Raw genomic sequence first — 16870 nt, 5'->3', positions numbered from 1 at the left:
CGCGTCGATTTCTTTTCCGGACAGCTCCCATGAATCAAGAACCTAGCACCCTCTATGCCAAGCTGCTTGGTGAAACGGCATCAATTACCTGGAAAGAGCTGGAGCCGTTCTTCGCCAAGGGTGCCCTATTGTGGGTCGACCCTGACCTCGATTTGATCGCTGCCGCCGAGGCCGTAGCCTCGGACGAGGACGAGAAAGTCGCGGCCTGGCTGGCCGAGGACAAGGTCGCCAAGCTGTCTGAAACGCGGGCGCTGGATATTTTCGAACGTGATCCGCAGCTCTGGGCCGTAGTGGTTTCGCCGTGGATTCTGATCCAGGAAAGGGCGGCTGTTTGAGTTGGAGCACCGTTTTGGTGCTTCCATCGCTACCACGCAAGTGTGTAGCGGAGTAGCGTGATGGCACGTTGCCGTAGAGAAACACCACGCATCACGGTGACGTAAACGTAACGGGAACAGTTTATTGAGCGGCCTGAGGGTCGCTTAATTGTTTCTGGATGTTGGTTCAGCAAGATTTTCGGTGTTCGAAAGGGCCTCATCGCGAGCAGGCTCACTCCTACAGGGGAACGCATTCCAAATGTAGGAGTGAGCCTGCTCGCGATAGAGGCGACTCGGTTTTGATCAGACCGAGTAAGTCTTCCCGGTATGGTTATTCAGCGAAATCACCTTGGTCTTGCCAATCCGGTGGCGATAGATCTCGCGCAAATACTTGATCGACTTCTTCACGCAATCACGCGACAGGCGAATGTCATTGATCGAGACGAACTTGTCTTTGTCGTTGATCAGCTCGCGGTACTTCTTCTCGTACATCGGTTTGATCGCATACCAGTTGGTGTCGAGGATCTTCGCCGGGTTTTCGAATTCGTTGAGCAGGTCGTCGATCCGCTCTTCGTCGAAGTCTTCATGAATGATGAAGTCGAGAATCGAGTTGTCCAGCGTCTCGTCGAAACGGTACGGGTTTTTCGCAAAGCAGCGCTTGATGAACGCCACGATCAAGGTCAGGAAGTCGTCCGACAGGCACGGGCTTTTGGCGATCAGGGTGGTCAGCGACAGGTTGGCCGAAGCGCCGATCACCAGCGCGTAGCGCTTGAGCGTGGTGTTGGGGAACAGGCTGTTGAGGTGGGTCTTCAACCGGTTCAGATCCATGTACGACAGTTTGTAGTCTTTCGGCAGCGAGACGATCGAGACCACCGACGAGCAGTTCTTGAAGAAGTGCAGATCGTGCAGCGCGGCGGCGTCGTAACCGGAATTCTTGTACTGCTCAAGCGAGGCGCGATAACGCTTGGATTCGATCGGCAACAGACTGATGCCTTCGATCGCCTGGGTGACCTTGTTGAAGTGCGGCAGGTCGATCGAGCGGAAGAACAGGTCGTCGATGTTCAGGCGCTGCGGCTCTTTATCGAAGACCTTGAACTTGTCGCTGCTTGGCGGCGGGGTTTCTGGCACCACCGACTCGGCGTAGGCAATCGCCACCGGCCCGGCCAGACTCATGAACAGGTCGTTGGCATCCAGGCGAATGGTTTCGCCGATGTCGATGCCGGCGCGGCGGAAGTAGTTCTGGTCGTAGTCAGTGGTGACTGCCTGCGCCGTCAGAATGTTGAAGATCTGCTGGGAGATGTACTGGTTGGCATGCTTCTCCATGGCATTGACATCAATGTTCTGGATGTTGCCGTCATCGCTTTCTTCGGCGTAACGCATGATGTCGTTGGAGATCAGCATCATCGCGTTCCACGGGCGGATACGCCCCATGACGCTGGCTTCGCTGCTGTCTTCGTTGGCGAAGTTGTAGGAGAAATCCCATTCCTCCGACAGGTATTTGCACAGCAGGCGCCCGGCATTGATGTGCAGGGCTTCGGACATTTCGCTGCGGTGGTCGGAAATGTTCGGCAGCACGCAGATGCCGCTGGTGAAGATCGGTTCGAAAACAAACGAATGGCCGCTCTTGCCGTCGTGCTCATCCATCGGCTTGGTGTCGAACGTCTTGTTCATGTACGAGTGCTGCTGCGCCAGACCGAACTCCGAGGCCATGCCGGAACCGGTACCGCCGCCGGCACTGAAGATCGAGAAGTACAGGCGCGACTGGTTGGCCTTGATCCCGCAGCTGTCGATCAGGTACGAGTGGATCATTTTCCAGTCCGGGCTGGAGAAGCGCTGGGTGTCCTTGTTGAGGATGATCTTCGCCAGGTACTGGCCGAGGATCGGCGCGTTACCGGCGCCACCGGCGTGGACTTCGGACAAGTCCATGATCTTCATTTTGCTGTAGTCGCGCAGGAAGCCGCTTTTCTCGCCCTTGCGCGAAAAACGGATGCGCCCGGCAATGTCCTTGTCGAGATCGCCGAGCATCACCAGCGGTTCGACCAGGAATACCGGTTTGGTCGATTTGCTGGTGCCGATGCGCAGGTTGTTCTTGATCCACTGCGCCGGGCTGTAGCCCTTGTCGGCCAGACGCCGGTCAGCCGGGCGGTCTTCGTTGTTGAATTCGTTGAGGTAGAACTTGCGCGCGTTGTACACCAGCTCCGCCACGTCGAGGGCGATGTTGGAGCCGCAGCGACCGAGGCCGATCAGGCACACCGAAGGGAATTCCTGATCGTTGTGCTGCTCGTTGTCCCCTTCCTGATGCGCCGGGCGCGGGAATACCGAATCGCGCAGGCCGTCGAGGTTGTCGAGAATGCGGTCGGTGTTGGTCTCGGTGAAGTACAGGTACTGCTGGGTCGACAGCGGGCGTGAAGGCTGCACGGGTCGGGACAATGACGCGCTGTTCGCGGCGGGGCTCAGGGTCAGATCGGCTGTTGCACTGGCGGGATTGTTTTTGGAGGTCATGGTGCGCCATTTACCTGGACTGGGTTGGCTCGCCGCACAGTGTCGGCGAACCTCACGGAATAAGATCTCGCGTCTTGTGTGCGCGAATACGGCCCGGGCGTCGTGGTGCTGGCTGCTTTGATCGCCGGGCGGAATCCTTTCCTGATCGTTGATGAATCGGCCATGATTCGGTGATCTTTAATGGAAAAGAGGCAAAATGATGTCAACGCTACCTTCGTTGGGGTTTGCCGGAATCGGCCTGATGGGCCTGCCGATGTGCCAGCGTTTGCTGGCGGCGGGTTACCCGCTGACGGTGTGGAACCGCAACCCGGACAAGTGCGCGCCACTGGTTGCGGCCGGCGCCCGACAAGTGACGAGCCCCGCCGAACTGTGTGCACACGCCGACATCGTCATGCTGTGCCTGGCCGACACCGCCGTGGTGCGTGAAGTGGTGTTTGGCGCCGGCGGTATTGCCGAAGGAGCGAAAAGCGGACAGTTGCTGGTGGATTTTTCCAGCCTTGAACCGACCGCCACTCGCGAGATGGCCGCTGCGCTGGCCGAGAAAACCGCCATGGCCTGGCTCGACTCCCCGGTGTCCGGCGGTGTGGTCGGGGCCGAGGCCGGCAGCCTGGCGATCATGGTCGGTGGTGCGGCGGCGGATCTTCAGCGCGTGCGCCCGGTGCTGCTCGATCTTGGCCAGCGCGTCACGCACATGGGCGGCGTTGGCGCCGGGCAAGTGACCAAGGCGTGCAACCAGATGATCGTCGCCTGCAATGCGCTGGTGATCGCCGAAGTGGTGGCGTTGGCCGAACAGGCCGGGGTCGATGCCAGTCTGATCGCCGAGGCGCTGGCCGGCGGTTTTGCCGATTCGAAGCCGTTGCAGATCCTCGCCCCGCAAATGGCCGAGAGCCGTTTCGAGCCGATCAAGTGGCATGTGCGCACGTTGCTCAAGGATCTCGACACGGCAGTGAAATTTTCTCGTGAGCAGGGCTCGGCGACGCCCATCAGCGGATTGGCCGCACAATTGATGCGCCTGCATGGGGCGCAAGGCTTTTTGGCGAAGGATCCAGCGACGCTGGTGCAAATGTATCGCGCGCCAGACTCAACGGATTGACCCCGAGCACGGGTTTGCGCTGGTTGATTTCATCGAGCACCGCGCGCAATTCGTCCAGCGGCACCGGGCGGCTGAGCAGATAGCCCTGAATGAAATCGCAGCCCGAACGCTCGAGAAACTCATATTGCTCCAGGCTCTCGACGCCCTCGGTGACCACTTGCAGATGCAGAGTGTGGGCCATGACGATGATCGCCTGGACGATCTCCATGTCCGCCGTGGCGGTGGGGATATCGAGGATGAACGAGCGGTCGATCTTCAGAGTATTCAGCGGCAGGCGCTTGAGGTAGGCCAGCGACGAATAGCCGGTGCCGAAATCATCAATCGACAGCGACACACCGAGGGCGCGGATCTGCCGCAGCAGCACCAGAGTGTTGGCGATATTGCCCATCAAGGCGTTTTCGGTGACCTCCAGTTCCAGGCGTTCCGGCGCTACACCGGCGGTGCGCAACGCCTGCTCGATTTCCTCGGCCAATTCTTCCCGCGCCAGATTCAACGGCGAACAGTTCCAGGCGATTTTCACCTCGGCACAACCATGCCGCGACAGCTCGCCAAGATCCTTGCAGGCGCGGCGCAGCACCCAGTTGTCCAGTTCGGCGATCAGACCGTTGTTCTCGGCGATACCGATAAAACGGTCCGGTGTGAGCAAACCGTGGACCGGATGCTGCCAGCGAATCAGCGCTTCGAGCTTGGTCACGCGCCCGGTTTTCAGTTCGAAGATGGGCTGGTAGTAGAGCACCAGCGCGTTGTCTTCCCGTAGCGCACCGCGCAGTTCTTCTTCCAGCTGCAGCTCGAAGCTGGCGCGGGTTTTCAGGCTGGAATTGAAAAAGTGAAGGCCGTTGCGCCCGGCGCCCTTGGATTGGTACAGCGCCAGGTCGGCGTGCTTGAGCAGTTCTTCGCAAGTGGTGCCGTCTTCGGGAAACAGACTGATGCCGATGCTGGTGGTCATCACCATGCGCCGACCGGCCAGTTCAATCGGCTCCTTCATTTTGTGCATGATGCGCTGCGCCATGCCGCGCGCTTCTTCGCGGTCGCGCAGGCTGATGAGGATGCAGAATTCGTCGCCGCCGAACCGCGCGACCACGTCTTCGTGGCTGCGCACCGAGCTTTTGATGTGCTGCGCGATGACTTTGAGCAGCGCGTCGCCAGCGTCATGGCCGAGGCTGTCGTTGATGCGCTTGAAGTGGTCGATGTCGAGAAACATCACCGCGAGCATGCCGCCCTCGCTGGTTTTCTGGCTGAGTTTTTCGGCGAACATCTGGTTGAAGCCACGGCGGTTGATCAGGTTGGTCAGCGCGTCGTAATTCGCCGCTTGCTGGAGGGACATGCGCGCCTGATCGAGCTGACTGAGCAGGGCGTTGACCCGGCGCAGATCGTTTTCCTTGTTCTGCAACTTCTTGTCGGCGAGGGCGGCGCTGATCGCACTGCCGAGGATCAACAGGATGATCAGCGCCACGGTCAGGCCCAGTTGCAGATGCCCGGTATCGCCGCCACTCGCTGCCAGAGCGCCTTCGGGAAGCACCAGATCCAGCGCAGCCATGCCGGTGAAGTGCATGCTGATGATGCCGGCACCGAGGATCAGCGCCGCGCTGTATTTGAGCAATTGGTGCGCGACGCCGCTGCCTTCGCTCAGATAGCGCGCCACCCACAGCGCGGCGAAACTGGCGCCGATGGCAATCAGCACCGACAGCGCGAACAGTCCTGGCTGATAGTAGGCGGTGGCGCTCGACTTCATCGCTGCCATGCCGACGTAGTGCATCCCCGCGATGCCCAAGCCGATGACAAACGCAGTTTTGAGGCAATGCAATGCGCTTGGCTGGACCTCGCTCAGGGTGTGCATGGCCAGCCATGAGGCGAGCAGGGCGATCAGCAAGGAGAAGAGGGTGATGCCGAGGTCATACTGAATGTCGATGGGGGTCTGGAAAGCCAGCATGCCGATGAAGTGCATGGCCCAGATGCCGCCGGCCAGGCAGGTCGCGCCGATCCAGCGCCAGATTCGCCGCGACCCCGGATCTTCGGCATGCACCACGCGCTCAGCCATATCCAGGGTGGCGAAACTGGCCGCGCAGGCGACCAGATAGGCCACCATCACCAACAGCGGGTTGTGACTGCAATCGAGGAGAATCTGCCCGCTCGCCGGCAGCTCGGCAACAAACTGCAAACCAAGCCACTCCATAGCGTGCCCCGTCTCGGATTCATTTAGCCCGTGCGTCAATCAACGCAGGCGAATGCAGGGAGTATAGAGGCGGTTTTCCGGCTGCAAGGCGTAGTGGCACATTGGTGGTAACGATTTTGCCATTAGCCTCATAGCGATTCGCGCTAAGGCTCAGGCAATGCGCTCCAGCGGCAGGTCGTTCCAGTGTGGCGGCAAGGGTGACAGGCCGTGGGCGGCGCGGGCCTTGTCGCAGTCAGGGTTGTGCTCGCCGTTCTCCCATGACGCCTCGAACTCGCGGCAGGTGCTCGAGCGTTTGTCATAGATCGTGCAGGCCACTGCGCTGCCGACCTCACCCGCCAGAGACGTGCAACGCGTCGGCTTGCGGTCGGTGCCGATCATTGCCACCCGGCTCGGGGTGATCTGTGCGACCAGTTCATCGGGCACCGTCCCGCCAGCGGATGAGCACTCACCCCAGAAAAAAGATACGCGAAAATGGGAACAGCAGGCACCGCAATTCAGACACGGACTGGCTTCGGACATGGGCGGGGGTATCAAAGGGATTGATCGGAAGATCCGGACGGATCCGGCGGCCATTCTAGGCTTTGCCATGGCGTTGGGAAGGGGGGCGCGAAACTATTTTTTTGTCGCCGGATTTTGCCGCGAAAGCCCCGGATGGCGGGGGATTCCAGACTTATCAAGGGCTTACGTTTCGTTACAGTGCGATGGGCCGATATCAGGCTGACGAATGATGACAGACAGCCCCCGCGCGGCTGACTAGATTGCAGGTTCCGGGCTCGACGCGCTGGCAGTGAAGCCCTCATAACAATAAAGAGACGGACCCATGCAGAACTCGACCCAAGCGGCGAATGCCTGGCGCATTCTGTTCCTGCTGTTCCTCGCCAACCTGTTCAATTTCTTCGACCGCACCATCCCGGCGATCATCATCGAACCGATCCGCATGGAATGGCACCTCAGTGACTTTCAGCTGGGCATCATCGGCACCGCGTTCACCGTCGTTTATGCGATTGCCGGCCTGCCGCTGGGGCGTATGGCCGACACCGGTTCGCGCAGCAAACTGATGGGCTGGGGCTTGGCGACGTGGAGCGCGCTGACTGCGGTCAACGGTCTGGTTGGCAGTTTCTGGAGCTTCCTGATCGTGCGCATGGGCATCGGCATCGGCGAAGCCAGTTACGCACCCGCGGCCAACTCGCTGATCGGCGACCTGTTTCCCGCGCACCGTCGGGCACGGGCGATGGGTATCTTCATGCTTGGCCTGCCGCTGGGGCTGCTGTTGGCGTTCTTCACTATCGGCGCAATGGTCAAGGCCTTCGACAGCTGGCGCGCGCCGTTCTTCATCGCCGCTGTGCCGGGGCTGATCCTGGCGATTTTCATGTTCTTCATCAAAGAGCCCAAGCGCGGTGCGGCGGAATCCGTGCAGGTTTCGCAAGAGAAAGTCGACAAGCCGATCCGCCGCGTTCTCGCCGTGCCGACCTTCCTGTGGTTGGTGATGGCCGGGCTGTGCTTCAACTTCGCGACCTATGCCTGCAACTCGTTTCTGGTGCCGATGCTGCAGCGCTATTTCCTCATGCCGTTGCAGGAGGCGGCGGTGGCCACCGGATTTATCGTCGGCGTCACCGGGCTGGTCGGGCTGACCCTCGGCGGCTGGATTGCCGACAAGATTCATCAGCGGTTCGCCAGTGGGCGCCTGCTGTTTGCGGCGTTCAGTCTGATCATCTCGACCTTGTGCACGGCGTGGGCGCTGCATGCCGGGCGCGTCGAGATCGGCGTGTTCGTCGCGGTGTTCAGCGTCGGCTGGCTGTTCGCCTACAACTTCTACACCTGCGTGTACACGGCGATTCAGGACGTGGTCGAACCGCGCCTGCGGGCGACGGCGATGGCGTTGTTCTTTGCCGGTCTGTATTTGCTTGGCGGCGGGTTAGGGCCGGTGGTCGTGGGTGGATTGTCGGATCACTTCGCGCACACGGCGATGCTGTCGGCGGGCGCTGAGCAGATGACCGAAGCGTTCAAGGCTGTCGGCCTGCATGACGCGATGTACCTGATCCCGGTGGCGCTGTTTTTGACCATGGTCTTTCTGTTTCTCGCATCGCGCTGTTTCGTGCGGGATGCGCAGCGGATGAAGGAGGGGTTGGTGGCGGTGGTTGAGCCAGAAATTTCTGCGGCGACTGCTTAAGATCAAAAGATCGCAGCCTTCGGCAGCTCCTACATGTGAATGCGTTCCCCTGTAGGAGCTGCCGAAGGCTGCGATCTTTTGCTTTTGCTTCTAGAACAAAAAGGCCCGCATCGCTGCGGGCCTTTTCTTTTTCAGCGGTGGAGCGGGGCGGTTAGCCCGCCACCAGCACCCGAATCGCTTCCAGGCGCAACGCCGCTTTGTCCAGCATCGCCAGACCCTGCTCACGCTGAGTGCGCAACGCCTCCAGTTCGCTGTCGCGCACGGTCGGGTTGACCGCTTGCAACGCGGTCAGGCGCGCGAGCTCTTCGTCGGTGTCGGCGGCCAGACGGCGGCGCGCTTCGGCCACACGTTCGGCGTGACGCGGGGCGATCTTTTCTTCGCCGGCGTTGATCCGTGGCGTCAGCTGATCGCGCTGGGCCTGGATGAACTTGTTGGCGCTGGCGCGGGGCACGCTTTCCAGTTGGTCGTTGAGGGTTTCGAAGGACACCCGTGGGGACAGGTCATTGCCGTTGGCGTCGAGCAGGCAACGCAGCGCCGCCGGTGGCAGGTAGCGCCCCAGTTGCAGCGAACGCGGTGCGACCACTTCGCTGACGTAGAGCAATTCGAGCAACACGGTGCCGGGTTTCAGCGCCTTGTTCTTGATCAGCGCGACGGCGGTGTTGCCCATCGAGCCGGACAGCACCAGATCCATGCCGCCCTGCACCATCGGGTGTTCCCAGGTGATGAACTGCATGTCTTCACGCGACAGCGCCTGGTTGCGATCGTAGGTGATGGTCACGCCTTCGTCGTCGCCCAGCGGGAAACTGGCGTCGAGCATCTTTTCGCTCGGCTTGAGGATCAGGGCGTTTTCCGAGTGGTCTTCGCTGTCGATGCCGAACGCGTCGAACAGGGTTTCCATGTAGATCGGCAGGGCGAACTGGTCGTCCTGCTCAAGGATCGCCTCGACCAGCGCTTCACCTTCGCCAGCGCCGCCGGAATTGAGTTCCAACAGACGGTCGCGGCCGGTGTGCAGCTCGGCTTCGAGACGTTCACGCTCGGCGCGTGCTTCGTCGATCAGCGCTTGCCACTCGCCGTCATCGGCTTCTTCGAGCAGCGGCAGCAGGCGCGGGCCGAACTGATGCTGCAAGGCGTTGCCGGTCGGGCAGGTGTTGAGGAACGCGTTGAGCGCTTCGTGGTACCACTGGAACAGGCGCTCTTGCGGACTGGTTTCCAGGTACGGCACGTGCAGTTCGATGATGTGCTTCTGGCCGATCCGGTCGAGACGGCCGATGCGCTGCTCGAGCAGGTCCGGGTGCGCCGGCAGATCGAACAGCACCAGGTGGTGAGCGAACTGGAAGTTGCGACCTTCACTGCCGATTTCCGAGCAGATCAGCACCTGTGCGCCGAACTCTTCGTCTGCGAAGTAGGCGGCGGCGCGGTCACGCTCGAGGATGTTCATGCCTTCGTGGAACACCGTGGCCGGGATGCCGGAGCGCACGCGCAAAGCGTCTTCCAGATCCATCGCGGTTTCGGCGTGGGCGCAGATCACCAGCACTTTGGTGCGCTTGAGCATTTTCAGCTGATCGATCAGCCACTCGACGCGCGGATCGAATTTCCACCAGCGTTCTTCTTCGCTTGCGTCCGGCTGCGCCTGGAAGCTGACTTCCGGATACAACTCGGCGTGTTCGCCCAGCGGCAGTTCGAGGTATTCGTCCGGGCAAGGAAGCGGGTAGGGGTGCAGTTTGCGCTCGGGGAAACCCTGCACGGCGGCGCGGGTGTTGCGAAACAGCACGCGGCCGGTGCCATGGCGATCGAGCAGTTCACGGACGAGGCGGGCACTGGCTTCTGTGTCGCCATCGTTGACGGCAGTGAGCAGGGCTTCGCCTTCGTTGCCGAGGAAACCGTGAATGGTCTTGTGTGCTTCGGCCGAGAGGCGGCCCTTGTCGAGCAGTTCCTGCACGGCTTCGGCCACCGGGCGATAGTTGTCGCTCTCGGCGCGGAAAGCGGCCAGGTCGTGGAAACGGTTCGGGTCGAGCAGGCGCAGACGGGCGAAGTGGCTGTCCTGACCGAGTTGTTCCGGGGTGGCGGTGAGCAGCAGCACGCCGGGAATCACTTCGGCCAGTTGTTCGACCAGCGAATATTCCGCGCTGGCCTTGTCTTCGTGCCACACGAGGTGGTGCGCTTCATCGACCACCATCAAGTCCCAACCAGCGGCGAACAATGCGTCCTGCGCCTTTTCATCATCGACCAGCCACTCCAGCGCGACCAGCGCCAGTTGCGTGTCTTCGAACGGGTTGGTGGCATCGCTTTCGATGAAGCGTTCTTCGTCGAACAGCGCAACCTGCAGATTGAAACGGCGGCGCATCTCCACCAGCCATTGATGCTGGAGGTTTTCCGGGACCAGGATCAGCACGCGGTTGGCGCGGCCCGAGAGCAGTTGGCGATGGATCACCAGACCGGCCTCGATGGTTTTACCCAGACCCACTTCGTCCGCCAGCAGTACGCGCGGGGCGATACGGTCGGCGACTTCGCGGGCGATGTGCAACTGGTGCGCGATCGGCTGCGCACGCACGCCGCCTAGGCCCCACAGCGACGACTGCAACTGGCGGCTGGTGTGTTCAAGGGTGTTGTAGCGCAGGGAGAACCACGGCAGCGGGTCGATCTGCCCGGCGAACAGACGGTCGCTGGCCAGGCGGAACTGAATGAAGTTCGACAGCTGCGTTTCCGGCAGAGTGACGACTTCGTTCTGCCCGTTGAGGCCGTGATAGACCATCAGCCCATCGACGTCGTCGACCTGCTGCACGGTCATCTTCCAGCCTTCGAAATGGGTGATGGAGTCGCCGGGCGAGAACCGCACGCGGGTCAGGGGCGCATTCCGTAGCGCGTACTGGCGGGTTTCGCCAGTGGCCGGGTAAAGCACGGTCAACAAGCGGCCGTCCTGTGCCAGAACGGTGCCTAAACCAAGCTCTGCTTCGCTGTCACTGATCCAGCGTTGCCCCGGTTGATACTGCTGCGCCATGCTGCCTGACTCCCACCTTGAAAAAGCGGGCTATCTTAACGGAATGCGGGCTTCAGGCCAAAGAAATACTGGGGTAGGAGCTGCCCAAGGCTGCGATCTTTTGATCTGTGGGAACACTTGGGTTTTGCGTTGTCCCATGAAAGATCGCAGCCTGCGGCAGCTCCTACGGGTGCGAGGTGCATCACACAATTACGACAGGCGGCTCAAGGCGCCTGCACCCCAGCCGATAGCCTGCAGACAGGAGACCTTTATATGTTGCCACCGATGCTCCCCTTGAGCGCTGTGCCGATCACTTCCCAGCAGGATCCGATCCGCCAGCGGCCGGACATTCCGCCGGTGGTGCCGGTGCAGGAGAGCTCCAACGAAAGCACGATCGACCTGCAGAAGCGTGATCCGGAAGAGGATCGGCTGCTGGCGCGAGAAGAACAGCGCCGCCAGCAGGAACGTGATCGTCGGCGCCGCGAGGCGGATGAGGATCCTGAAGAGCATCTGGCCGTGCCGGGCACTGAACTGAACGCCGACAACACCGTGCCGGTTGTGCCGCTGATTGACGATCAGCCGCGTCAGGGCTTGTGGGTCGACATCGAGATTTGAGCTGTGACTGGTCAGCGCGTGCGCCAGGCGGCATGATTGGCGCAATCCTGCCGGTGATCGGCAGCTGTGATCTCTTTTGCGATGTGCCGAACGCCATGAGCCAAGACGACAAACTGATCGACCTCAGCACCGAACGCGCCAAGCGTGTGCATGACCTCAACGAAAAGCGCCTGAACGAAGTGCGCCAGGCTTTCGAGCAGGCGATGCCGTTGGGAAAAACCAGGAAAAAGTCGAAGAACAAACCGAAAAAGCGTTGATCTCCCGCTGCATTCGTTGATGCAGGTCAGTTATTTCCCCTCCTTTATTTTCCTTCGTTGCGGATATTGATCCTGGTCAATGTGCGCGTCTGTGTGTTTGTTAATTTGAATCCATCGCAGCAAAGCAGGGCCAGGAGGCCAGTCATGTTTTTCGATAACGTGGTGTTTGCCGGGGTTCTGACGGTGGGGCTCATGGTGCTGTTTTTTGCAGGGTTTGGATTTTTTATCTGGAAGGATGCGCATAAGCGGCGCAAGTGAGTTCTTCTGGATTGATGGGCACGCAAGGCATTTTGGGGCGACTTCGGTTGCCCCTTTTTTTTGTGTCTTGGCGGCCTTTGGGCCGACCAGGCTCTTGGGGGTTTGGGTGTATATCCGTTGCTTCGGGTGTGGCGGCTGGCGGTTTCGCCCTTACGGCGAGTCACCTTTTTCAAACGCCAAAAAGGTAACCCAAAAGGCTTGCTCCTGCGTTCGGCCCTCGCAGGCTCGGGTTCCTTCGCTGCGGGATCGATCCGGGCGCAGCGGCTCCGGTTTGCTTCGCTGCACCTCCTTCCGCTGTGTACGACTGCGTCGTACGGTCGCTGCGCTCCCACCCCCGGATGAATCCCTCCGCTCAGCCTTCCGAAGTCGCCCGTGGATCAAAAGCACTCGAGCTAACGCTCATTGTTGAGTGGGGCGGCTTCGCCGCGGGCAGCTGCGCTGCCTTGCTTTTGCTTTTGTGGGAGCGAGCCTGCTCGCGAAGGCGGCCTGTTAGCCGACCTGGTCTTGAGGTAGCACGTGATCCAACTGTAGGAGCTGCCGAAGGCTGCGATCTTTTGATCTGGCTTGTGCTTTTGCTCTTGATCTTTGGCCCCTTCGGCAGGCTTCGTTACGGGATTGATCCGGGAGTGGGAGCGCAGCGACCGTACGACGCAGTCGTACACAGCGAGTGTAGGTGCAGCGAAGCCAACCGGAGCCGCTGCGCCCGGATCGATCCCGTAACGAAGGAACCCAGAGCCCCAGCGAGCGGGCCGTACGCCGGGGCGAAGCCTTTTGGGTTACCTTTTTGGCGTCTGAAAAAGGTGACTCGCTGTAAGAGCGAAACCGCCAGCGGCAGCACCCGCAGCAACGGATATGCCCCCAATCCCAATCCCAAAACGAAAAAGGCGCGATTCCAAAGAATCGCGCCTCCTTCACAAGCAGCAATCGATCAACTACCCAAAGCCTTCGAAGCCAACCAGAACAACCCGGCCGACAGCGCCACAGTCGCCGGCAGGGTCAACACCCAGGCCAGCAGAATAGTCTTCACCGTGCCACCCTGCAGGCCGCTCTTATTGGCAACCATGGTCCCGGCGACACCCGAAGACAACACGTGAGTGGTCGACACCGGCAGGCTGAAAATGTTGGCCATGCCGATCAGACTGGCCGTGGTGATCTGTGCCGACATGCCCTGCGAATAGGTCATGCCCTGCTTGCCGATCTTCTCGCCAATGGTCAGCACCACACGCTTCCAGCCCACCATGGTGCCCAGACCCAGGGCCAGGGCGACCGCCAGAATCACCCAGAACGGTGCGTATTCGGTGGTGGTGGTCAGGTCTTTGCGCAGCTTGTCCAGGTCAGCCTTTTCACGGGCTTCCAGGCCAGGCAATTTACCGACTTTCTTCGCCGTGTCGTCCAGGCAGAGCAGGTAGCGACGCACTTCGATGCGGCTTTCCGAGGACAGCGAATGATAGTCCGCTACACCTTTAAGGGTGTGCAGCAGGGCGGTGATGGTCGGTTCGGTCTGCTGCGGGTTGCAGCGGAATTTCTCCGGCAGGTCACCTTCGACGCTCTTGCCCAGGGCGAGGAACTCACCCAGCGAATCGGCGTTGCGCTGGTAGAACTGGCTCAGGTGCAGGGTCGCGTCGCGGGTGCGTTCGATCTGGTAGGTGGTGCTGTTCAGATCGAGCACGAATTGCGCCGGGACGATACCGATCAGCACCAGCATGATCAGGCCGATACCTTTCTGGCCATCGTTGGAACCGTGCACGAAGCTCACGGCCATGGCCGATATCACCAGGACCAGGCGGTTCCAGAACGGTGGGTGCTTTTTGTCGTCGATCTTGCGGCGCTGCTCCGGCGTCTTGTGCATCTTCGACAGCGGGCGCCACCACTTCAGGCCGATCAGCACCAGCGCGGCGATGAGGAAGCCGGCCATCGGCGAGAACACCAGCGAGGCGCCGATGTCGATCGCTTTCTGCCAGTTCACGCCATCTCTCAACGGGATATCGTTGATCAATGCGTTGGCCAGGCCGACACCGAGGATCGAGCCGATCAGGGTGTGCGAGCTGGAAGCCGGGATACCGAAGTACCAGGTGCCCAGGTTCCAGGCGATTGCCGCGGCGAGCAACGAAAACACCATCGCCAGGCCATGGCCGGTGTTCACATTGATCAGCAGTTCTACCGGCAGCAGATGGACGATGGCATACGCCACACCCACGCCGCCCAGCAGCACGCCGAGGAAATTGAACACACCGGAAAAGAACACCGCCAGGTGCGGCGGCATGGCTTTGGTGTAGATAACAGTGGCTACCGCGTTAGCGGTGTCATGAAATCCATTGATGAACTCGAAGGCGAGGACAAACGTCAGGGCGAGCAAGAGGCTCACAAGCACCCAAGCATCCAGTCCGCTGAATAAATCGATCATGAAGGTTTTCTGACCCGGTCGTAAGGGGGCGCGATTATGCCAGAAAAGACAGGAAATCGATGCCCCGTCTGCTCACTGGTCTCACCCTTGTTCGATTTAATTTGTTGCAGGGCGTGAAAACCAAGTGTCACGAAGGGTTTTTTAACTGATTGATTTTTCTAGGGAAAATGGATTTTCAACATCGTTTTCCCGGCGCTTTGGCGCCTCAAACGTTTGTCTGAAATATCTCTGAAACCTGTGGGACGTTCGTTCTTGAGCCACACAATAGCGATGCAGCCGCTGCCCGCGGGTAGCGGGCGCGCGAGGTGTCGTCCTGCCACCGCGCTGATGCTCGGGTGGACGCCGACTCTGGAATGTTCAACAGCCGTGGATCATGGCTCTTCGGCTTTGAGTTGCTTCTCGATCTTTTCGATTTCCTGCTTGAAGAATTGATCCTGAACGGTAGGGCGCTTGCGCCATGCCTTGCGTTCCGGTTCTGGCTGAGCGGCGTAGGTGGTGACTTCCCCGCCGTAAACTTCCTTGTAACGTTGTTCCTGGCGCTCTAGTTCCGCGCGCAGTTCGTCTTTCGTCACGGTGCTACCTGTATGAGTTGAATTGACTATCCGGTGAAACACACTGCAACGAGTCAATTGCGCGCTCCCGCCAGTCATCCACAGCCTTTACAGGCGGGGAGACATTGCAGAGGCGATCAAGACTTCCGTGTTACAGGCGGCTACGGCACCAGATTAAAACTGACGCAGCATCAGTTTCCTGTTTCAGCGAGCGCTGGCGTTGCATGTGTAATGGGCGCCGGGCGCTGGCCGGAGCTGAGACGAAGGGCCTCGTTTCAGCAAGTCGCGGGCTTTTGATTAAAGCGTCGCGATCAGGATGCATTATAGCGGTCGATTCGGGAATGACTATCTTTGCCAAGTTAAAAACGGTTCTGAATGTGTGATGGTTTTGTGGCTGGCAAGTTTCTTCGCTAGTTAAGTGAAAAGACAGCGTTGTAGAACAGGCGTTCTGTTTTTGGCGCCATTAACTCGAACAACTAAGTTGCCCGCAGAATCGATTAAGTCGCCTCAAGGCTGACGAGTAGCGTATCGCGCTGGATTGCGATTATCGGTCGGGGGTTCGATAATCGCCCAATGTTGATGCCCCGGTGCTTGTGCATCGCGTGGCGAGCCGTTTGACTAGGCATTGATGCGTGCCGGACAAGGACAAGAAATGAACGATCAAATGCGCAACTCCTTCACGTCGGTGGCGCCGCCCATCGTCGCCTCGCCGGCCAAGCGCATTCAGGCGCTGACCGGTGATCCGGATTTCATGACTTCGCTGGCCCGTGGCCTGGCGGTGGTGCAGGCATTTCAGGAGCGCAAGCGCCACCTGACCATTGCACAGATAAGCCATCGTACGGAGATCCCCCGCGCTGCCGTACGCCGTTGCCTGCACACGCTGATCAAGCTCGGCTACGCCACCACCGACGGTCGCACCTATTCGTTGCTGCCCAAGGTGCTGACCCTCGGCCATGCCTATCTGTCCTCGACGCCACTGGCGGTTTCCGCCCAGCCCTATCTCGACCGCATGAGCGAGCAGTTGCACGAAGCCTGCAACATGGCGACGCTGGAGGGCGACGACATTCTCTATATCGCTCGTTCGGCAACCACTCAACGATTGATCTCGGTCGACCTTTCGGTCGGCGGGCGGCTGCCGGCGTATTGCACGTCGATGGGGCGGATTCTGCTGGCCGCGCTGGACGACACATCCCTGGGTGAATACCTCGACCACGCCGAGCTGGTGGCCAAGACCAGTCGCACCATTCACACCCCCGACGCTTTGCTCGAATGCTTGCAGCAGGTGCGTCAGCAGGGCTGGTGCATTGTCGATCAGGAACTGGAACAGGGCCTGCGCTCGATCGCCGTGCCGGTGTACGACGCCTCCGGGCAAGTGGTCGCAGCGCTGAATGTCAGCACCCACGCCGGGCGGGTCAGCCGTGCCGAGCTGGAGCAGCGCTTTCTGCCGGGCCTGCTCAGCGCCAGTCGCGACCTCAGTGCGCAGTTGTTCGCCTGAGGAAGCTGTTCGATAAACGCACAGTGTTGCGTTTATCGAATTGACGCTAAAACCCCCGGAT

General features: G+C 60.2%; 13 protein-coding genes. 7 read left to right on the top strand and 6 right to left on the bottom strand.

The features are described 5' to 3' along the window. Positions 1 to 29 precede the first annotated feature (29 nt). The gene (locus tag AC0Z4S_RS10880) at positions 30 to 335 is read left to right on the top strand and encodes a DUF2288 domain-containing protein (RefSeq protein ID WP_485622978.1); all 306 of its coding nucleotides are present in this window, start codon (positions 30 to 32) and stop codon (positions 333 to 335) included. A gap of 282 nt (positions 336 to 617) precedes the next feature. Here the strand turns inward: AC0Z4S_RS10880 and AC0Z4S_RS10875 are convergent, their stop codons facing one another. Continuing rightward, on the bottom strand, positions 618 to 2816 hold the full coding sequence (locus AC0Z4S_RS10875; RefSeq protein WP_485622977.1) for a hypothetical protein: 2199 nt from the start codon (positions 2814 to 2816) through the stop codon (positions 618 to 620). A gap of 196 nt (positions 2817 to 3012) precedes the next feature. Here AC0Z4S_RS10875 and AC0Z4S_RS10870 point away from each other — a divergent pair, with 196 nt between their 5' ends. Beyond that, on the top strand, positions 3013 to 3909 hold the full coding sequence (locus tag AC0Z4S_RS10870) for an NAD(P)-dependent oxidoreductase (RefSeq protein ID WP_485622976.1): 897 nt from the start codon (positions 3013 to 3015) through the stop codon (positions 3907 to 3909). Here the strand turns inward: AC0Z4S_RS10870 and AC0Z4S_RS10865 are convergent. Then, complete coding sequence (locus AC0Z4S_RS10865) at positions 3800 to 6082, bottom strand: putative bifunctional diguanylate cyclase/phosphodiesterase (RefSeq protein ID WP_485622975.1); 2283 nt, start codon at positions 6080 to 6082, stop codon at positions 3800 to 3802. The genes AC0Z4S_RS10870 and AC0Z4S_RS10865 overlap by 110 nt on opposite strands. 150 nt (positions 6083 to 6232) lie before the next feature. Continuing rightward, positions 6233 to 6601: a YkgJ family cysteine cluster protein gene (locus AC0Z4S_RS10860; protein ID WP_253499889.1), complete on the bottom strand. Its 369-nt coding sequence runs from the start codon at positions 6599 to 6601 to the stop codon at positions 6233 to 6235. 301 nt (positions 6602 to 6902) lie between these two features. Between AC0Z4S_RS10860 and AC0Z4S_RS10855 the strand changes: the two genes are divergently transcribed. Next, a complete protein-coding gene (locus AC0Z4S_RS10855; RefSeq protein WP_253499892.1) occupies positions 6903 to 8252 on the top strand; it encodes a spinster family MFS transporter in 1350 nt (449 codons plus the stop codon). Positions 8253 to 8403: 151 nt separating this feature from the next. Here AC0Z4S_RS10855 and rapA read toward each other — a convergent pair whose 3' ends face one another. After that, entirely contained in the window at positions 8404 to 11250 is a 2847-nt protein-coding gene (gene rapA, locus AC0Z4S_RS10850) for an RNA polymerase-associated protein RapA (protein ID WP_253499896.1), read from the bottom strand. 252 nt (positions 11251 to 11502) lie between these two features. Between rapA and AC0Z4S_RS10845 the strand changes: the two genes are divergently transcribed. The 3 genes from AC0Z4S_RS10845 (at position 11503) to ccoM (ending at position 12359) form a co-directional block, all read left to right on the top strand. After that, on the top strand, positions 11503 to 11844 hold the full coding sequence (locus tag AC0Z4S_RS10845) for a hypothetical protein (protein WP_024011931.1): 342 nt from the start codon (positions 11503 to 11505) through the stop codon (positions 11842 to 11844). Between the two features lie 95 nt (positions 11845 to 11939). Then, positions 11940 to 12101 carry a hypothetical protein gene (locus AC0Z4S_RS10840; protein WP_172828188.1) on the top strand — a complete coding sequence of 54 codons (162 nt, stop codon included), beginning with the start codon at positions 11940 to 11942 and terminating at the stop codon, positions 12099 to 12101. 144 nt (positions 12102 to 12245) lie between these two features. Then, positions 12246 to 12359 (top strand): cytochrome c oxidase subunit CcoM, encoded by a 114-nt coding sequence (ccoM, locus tag AC0Z4S_RS10835; protein ID WP_016771346.1) that lies wholly within the window; start codon positions 12246 to 12248, stop codon positions 12357 to 12359. A 928-nt stretch (positions 12360 to 13287) separates the two neighbouring features. Here the strand turns inward: ccoM and AC0Z4S_RS10830 are convergent. Together AC0Z4S_RS10830 and AC0Z4S_RS10825 are read right to left on the bottom strand one after the other, a co-directional pair. Further along, on the bottom strand, positions 13288 to 14763 hold the full coding sequence (locus AC0Z4S_RS10830) for an inorganic phosphate transporter (RefSeq protein ID WP_471880266.1): 1476 nt from the start codon (positions 14761 to 14763) through the stop codon (positions 13288 to 13290). 371 nt (positions 14764 to 15134) lie between these two features. Next, the gene (locus tag AC0Z4S_RS10825) at positions 15135 to 15335 is read right to left on the bottom strand and encodes a hypothetical protein (protein ID WP_485622974.1); all 201 of its coding nucleotides are present in this window, start codon (positions 15333 to 15335) and stop codon (positions 15135 to 15137) included. Between the two features lie 631 nt (positions 15336 to 15966). Between AC0Z4S_RS10825 and pcaR the strand changes: the two genes are divergently transcribed. Next, positions 15967 to 16809: a pca regulon transcriptional regulator PcaR gene (gene pcaR / locus AC0Z4S_RS10820; protein WP_016771343.1), complete on the top strand. Its 843-nt coding sequence runs from the start codon at positions 15967 to 15969 to the stop codon at positions 16807 to 16809. Positions 16810 to 16870: the final 61 nt, after the last annotated feature.

The sequence above is a fragment of the Pseudomonas sp. 1L-B-1-E-C1 genome (assembly GCF_057291835.1).
The sequence above is the reverse complement of the archived record's forward strand: the minus strand, read 5'-3'. Positions and strand labels throughout refer to the sequence as shown.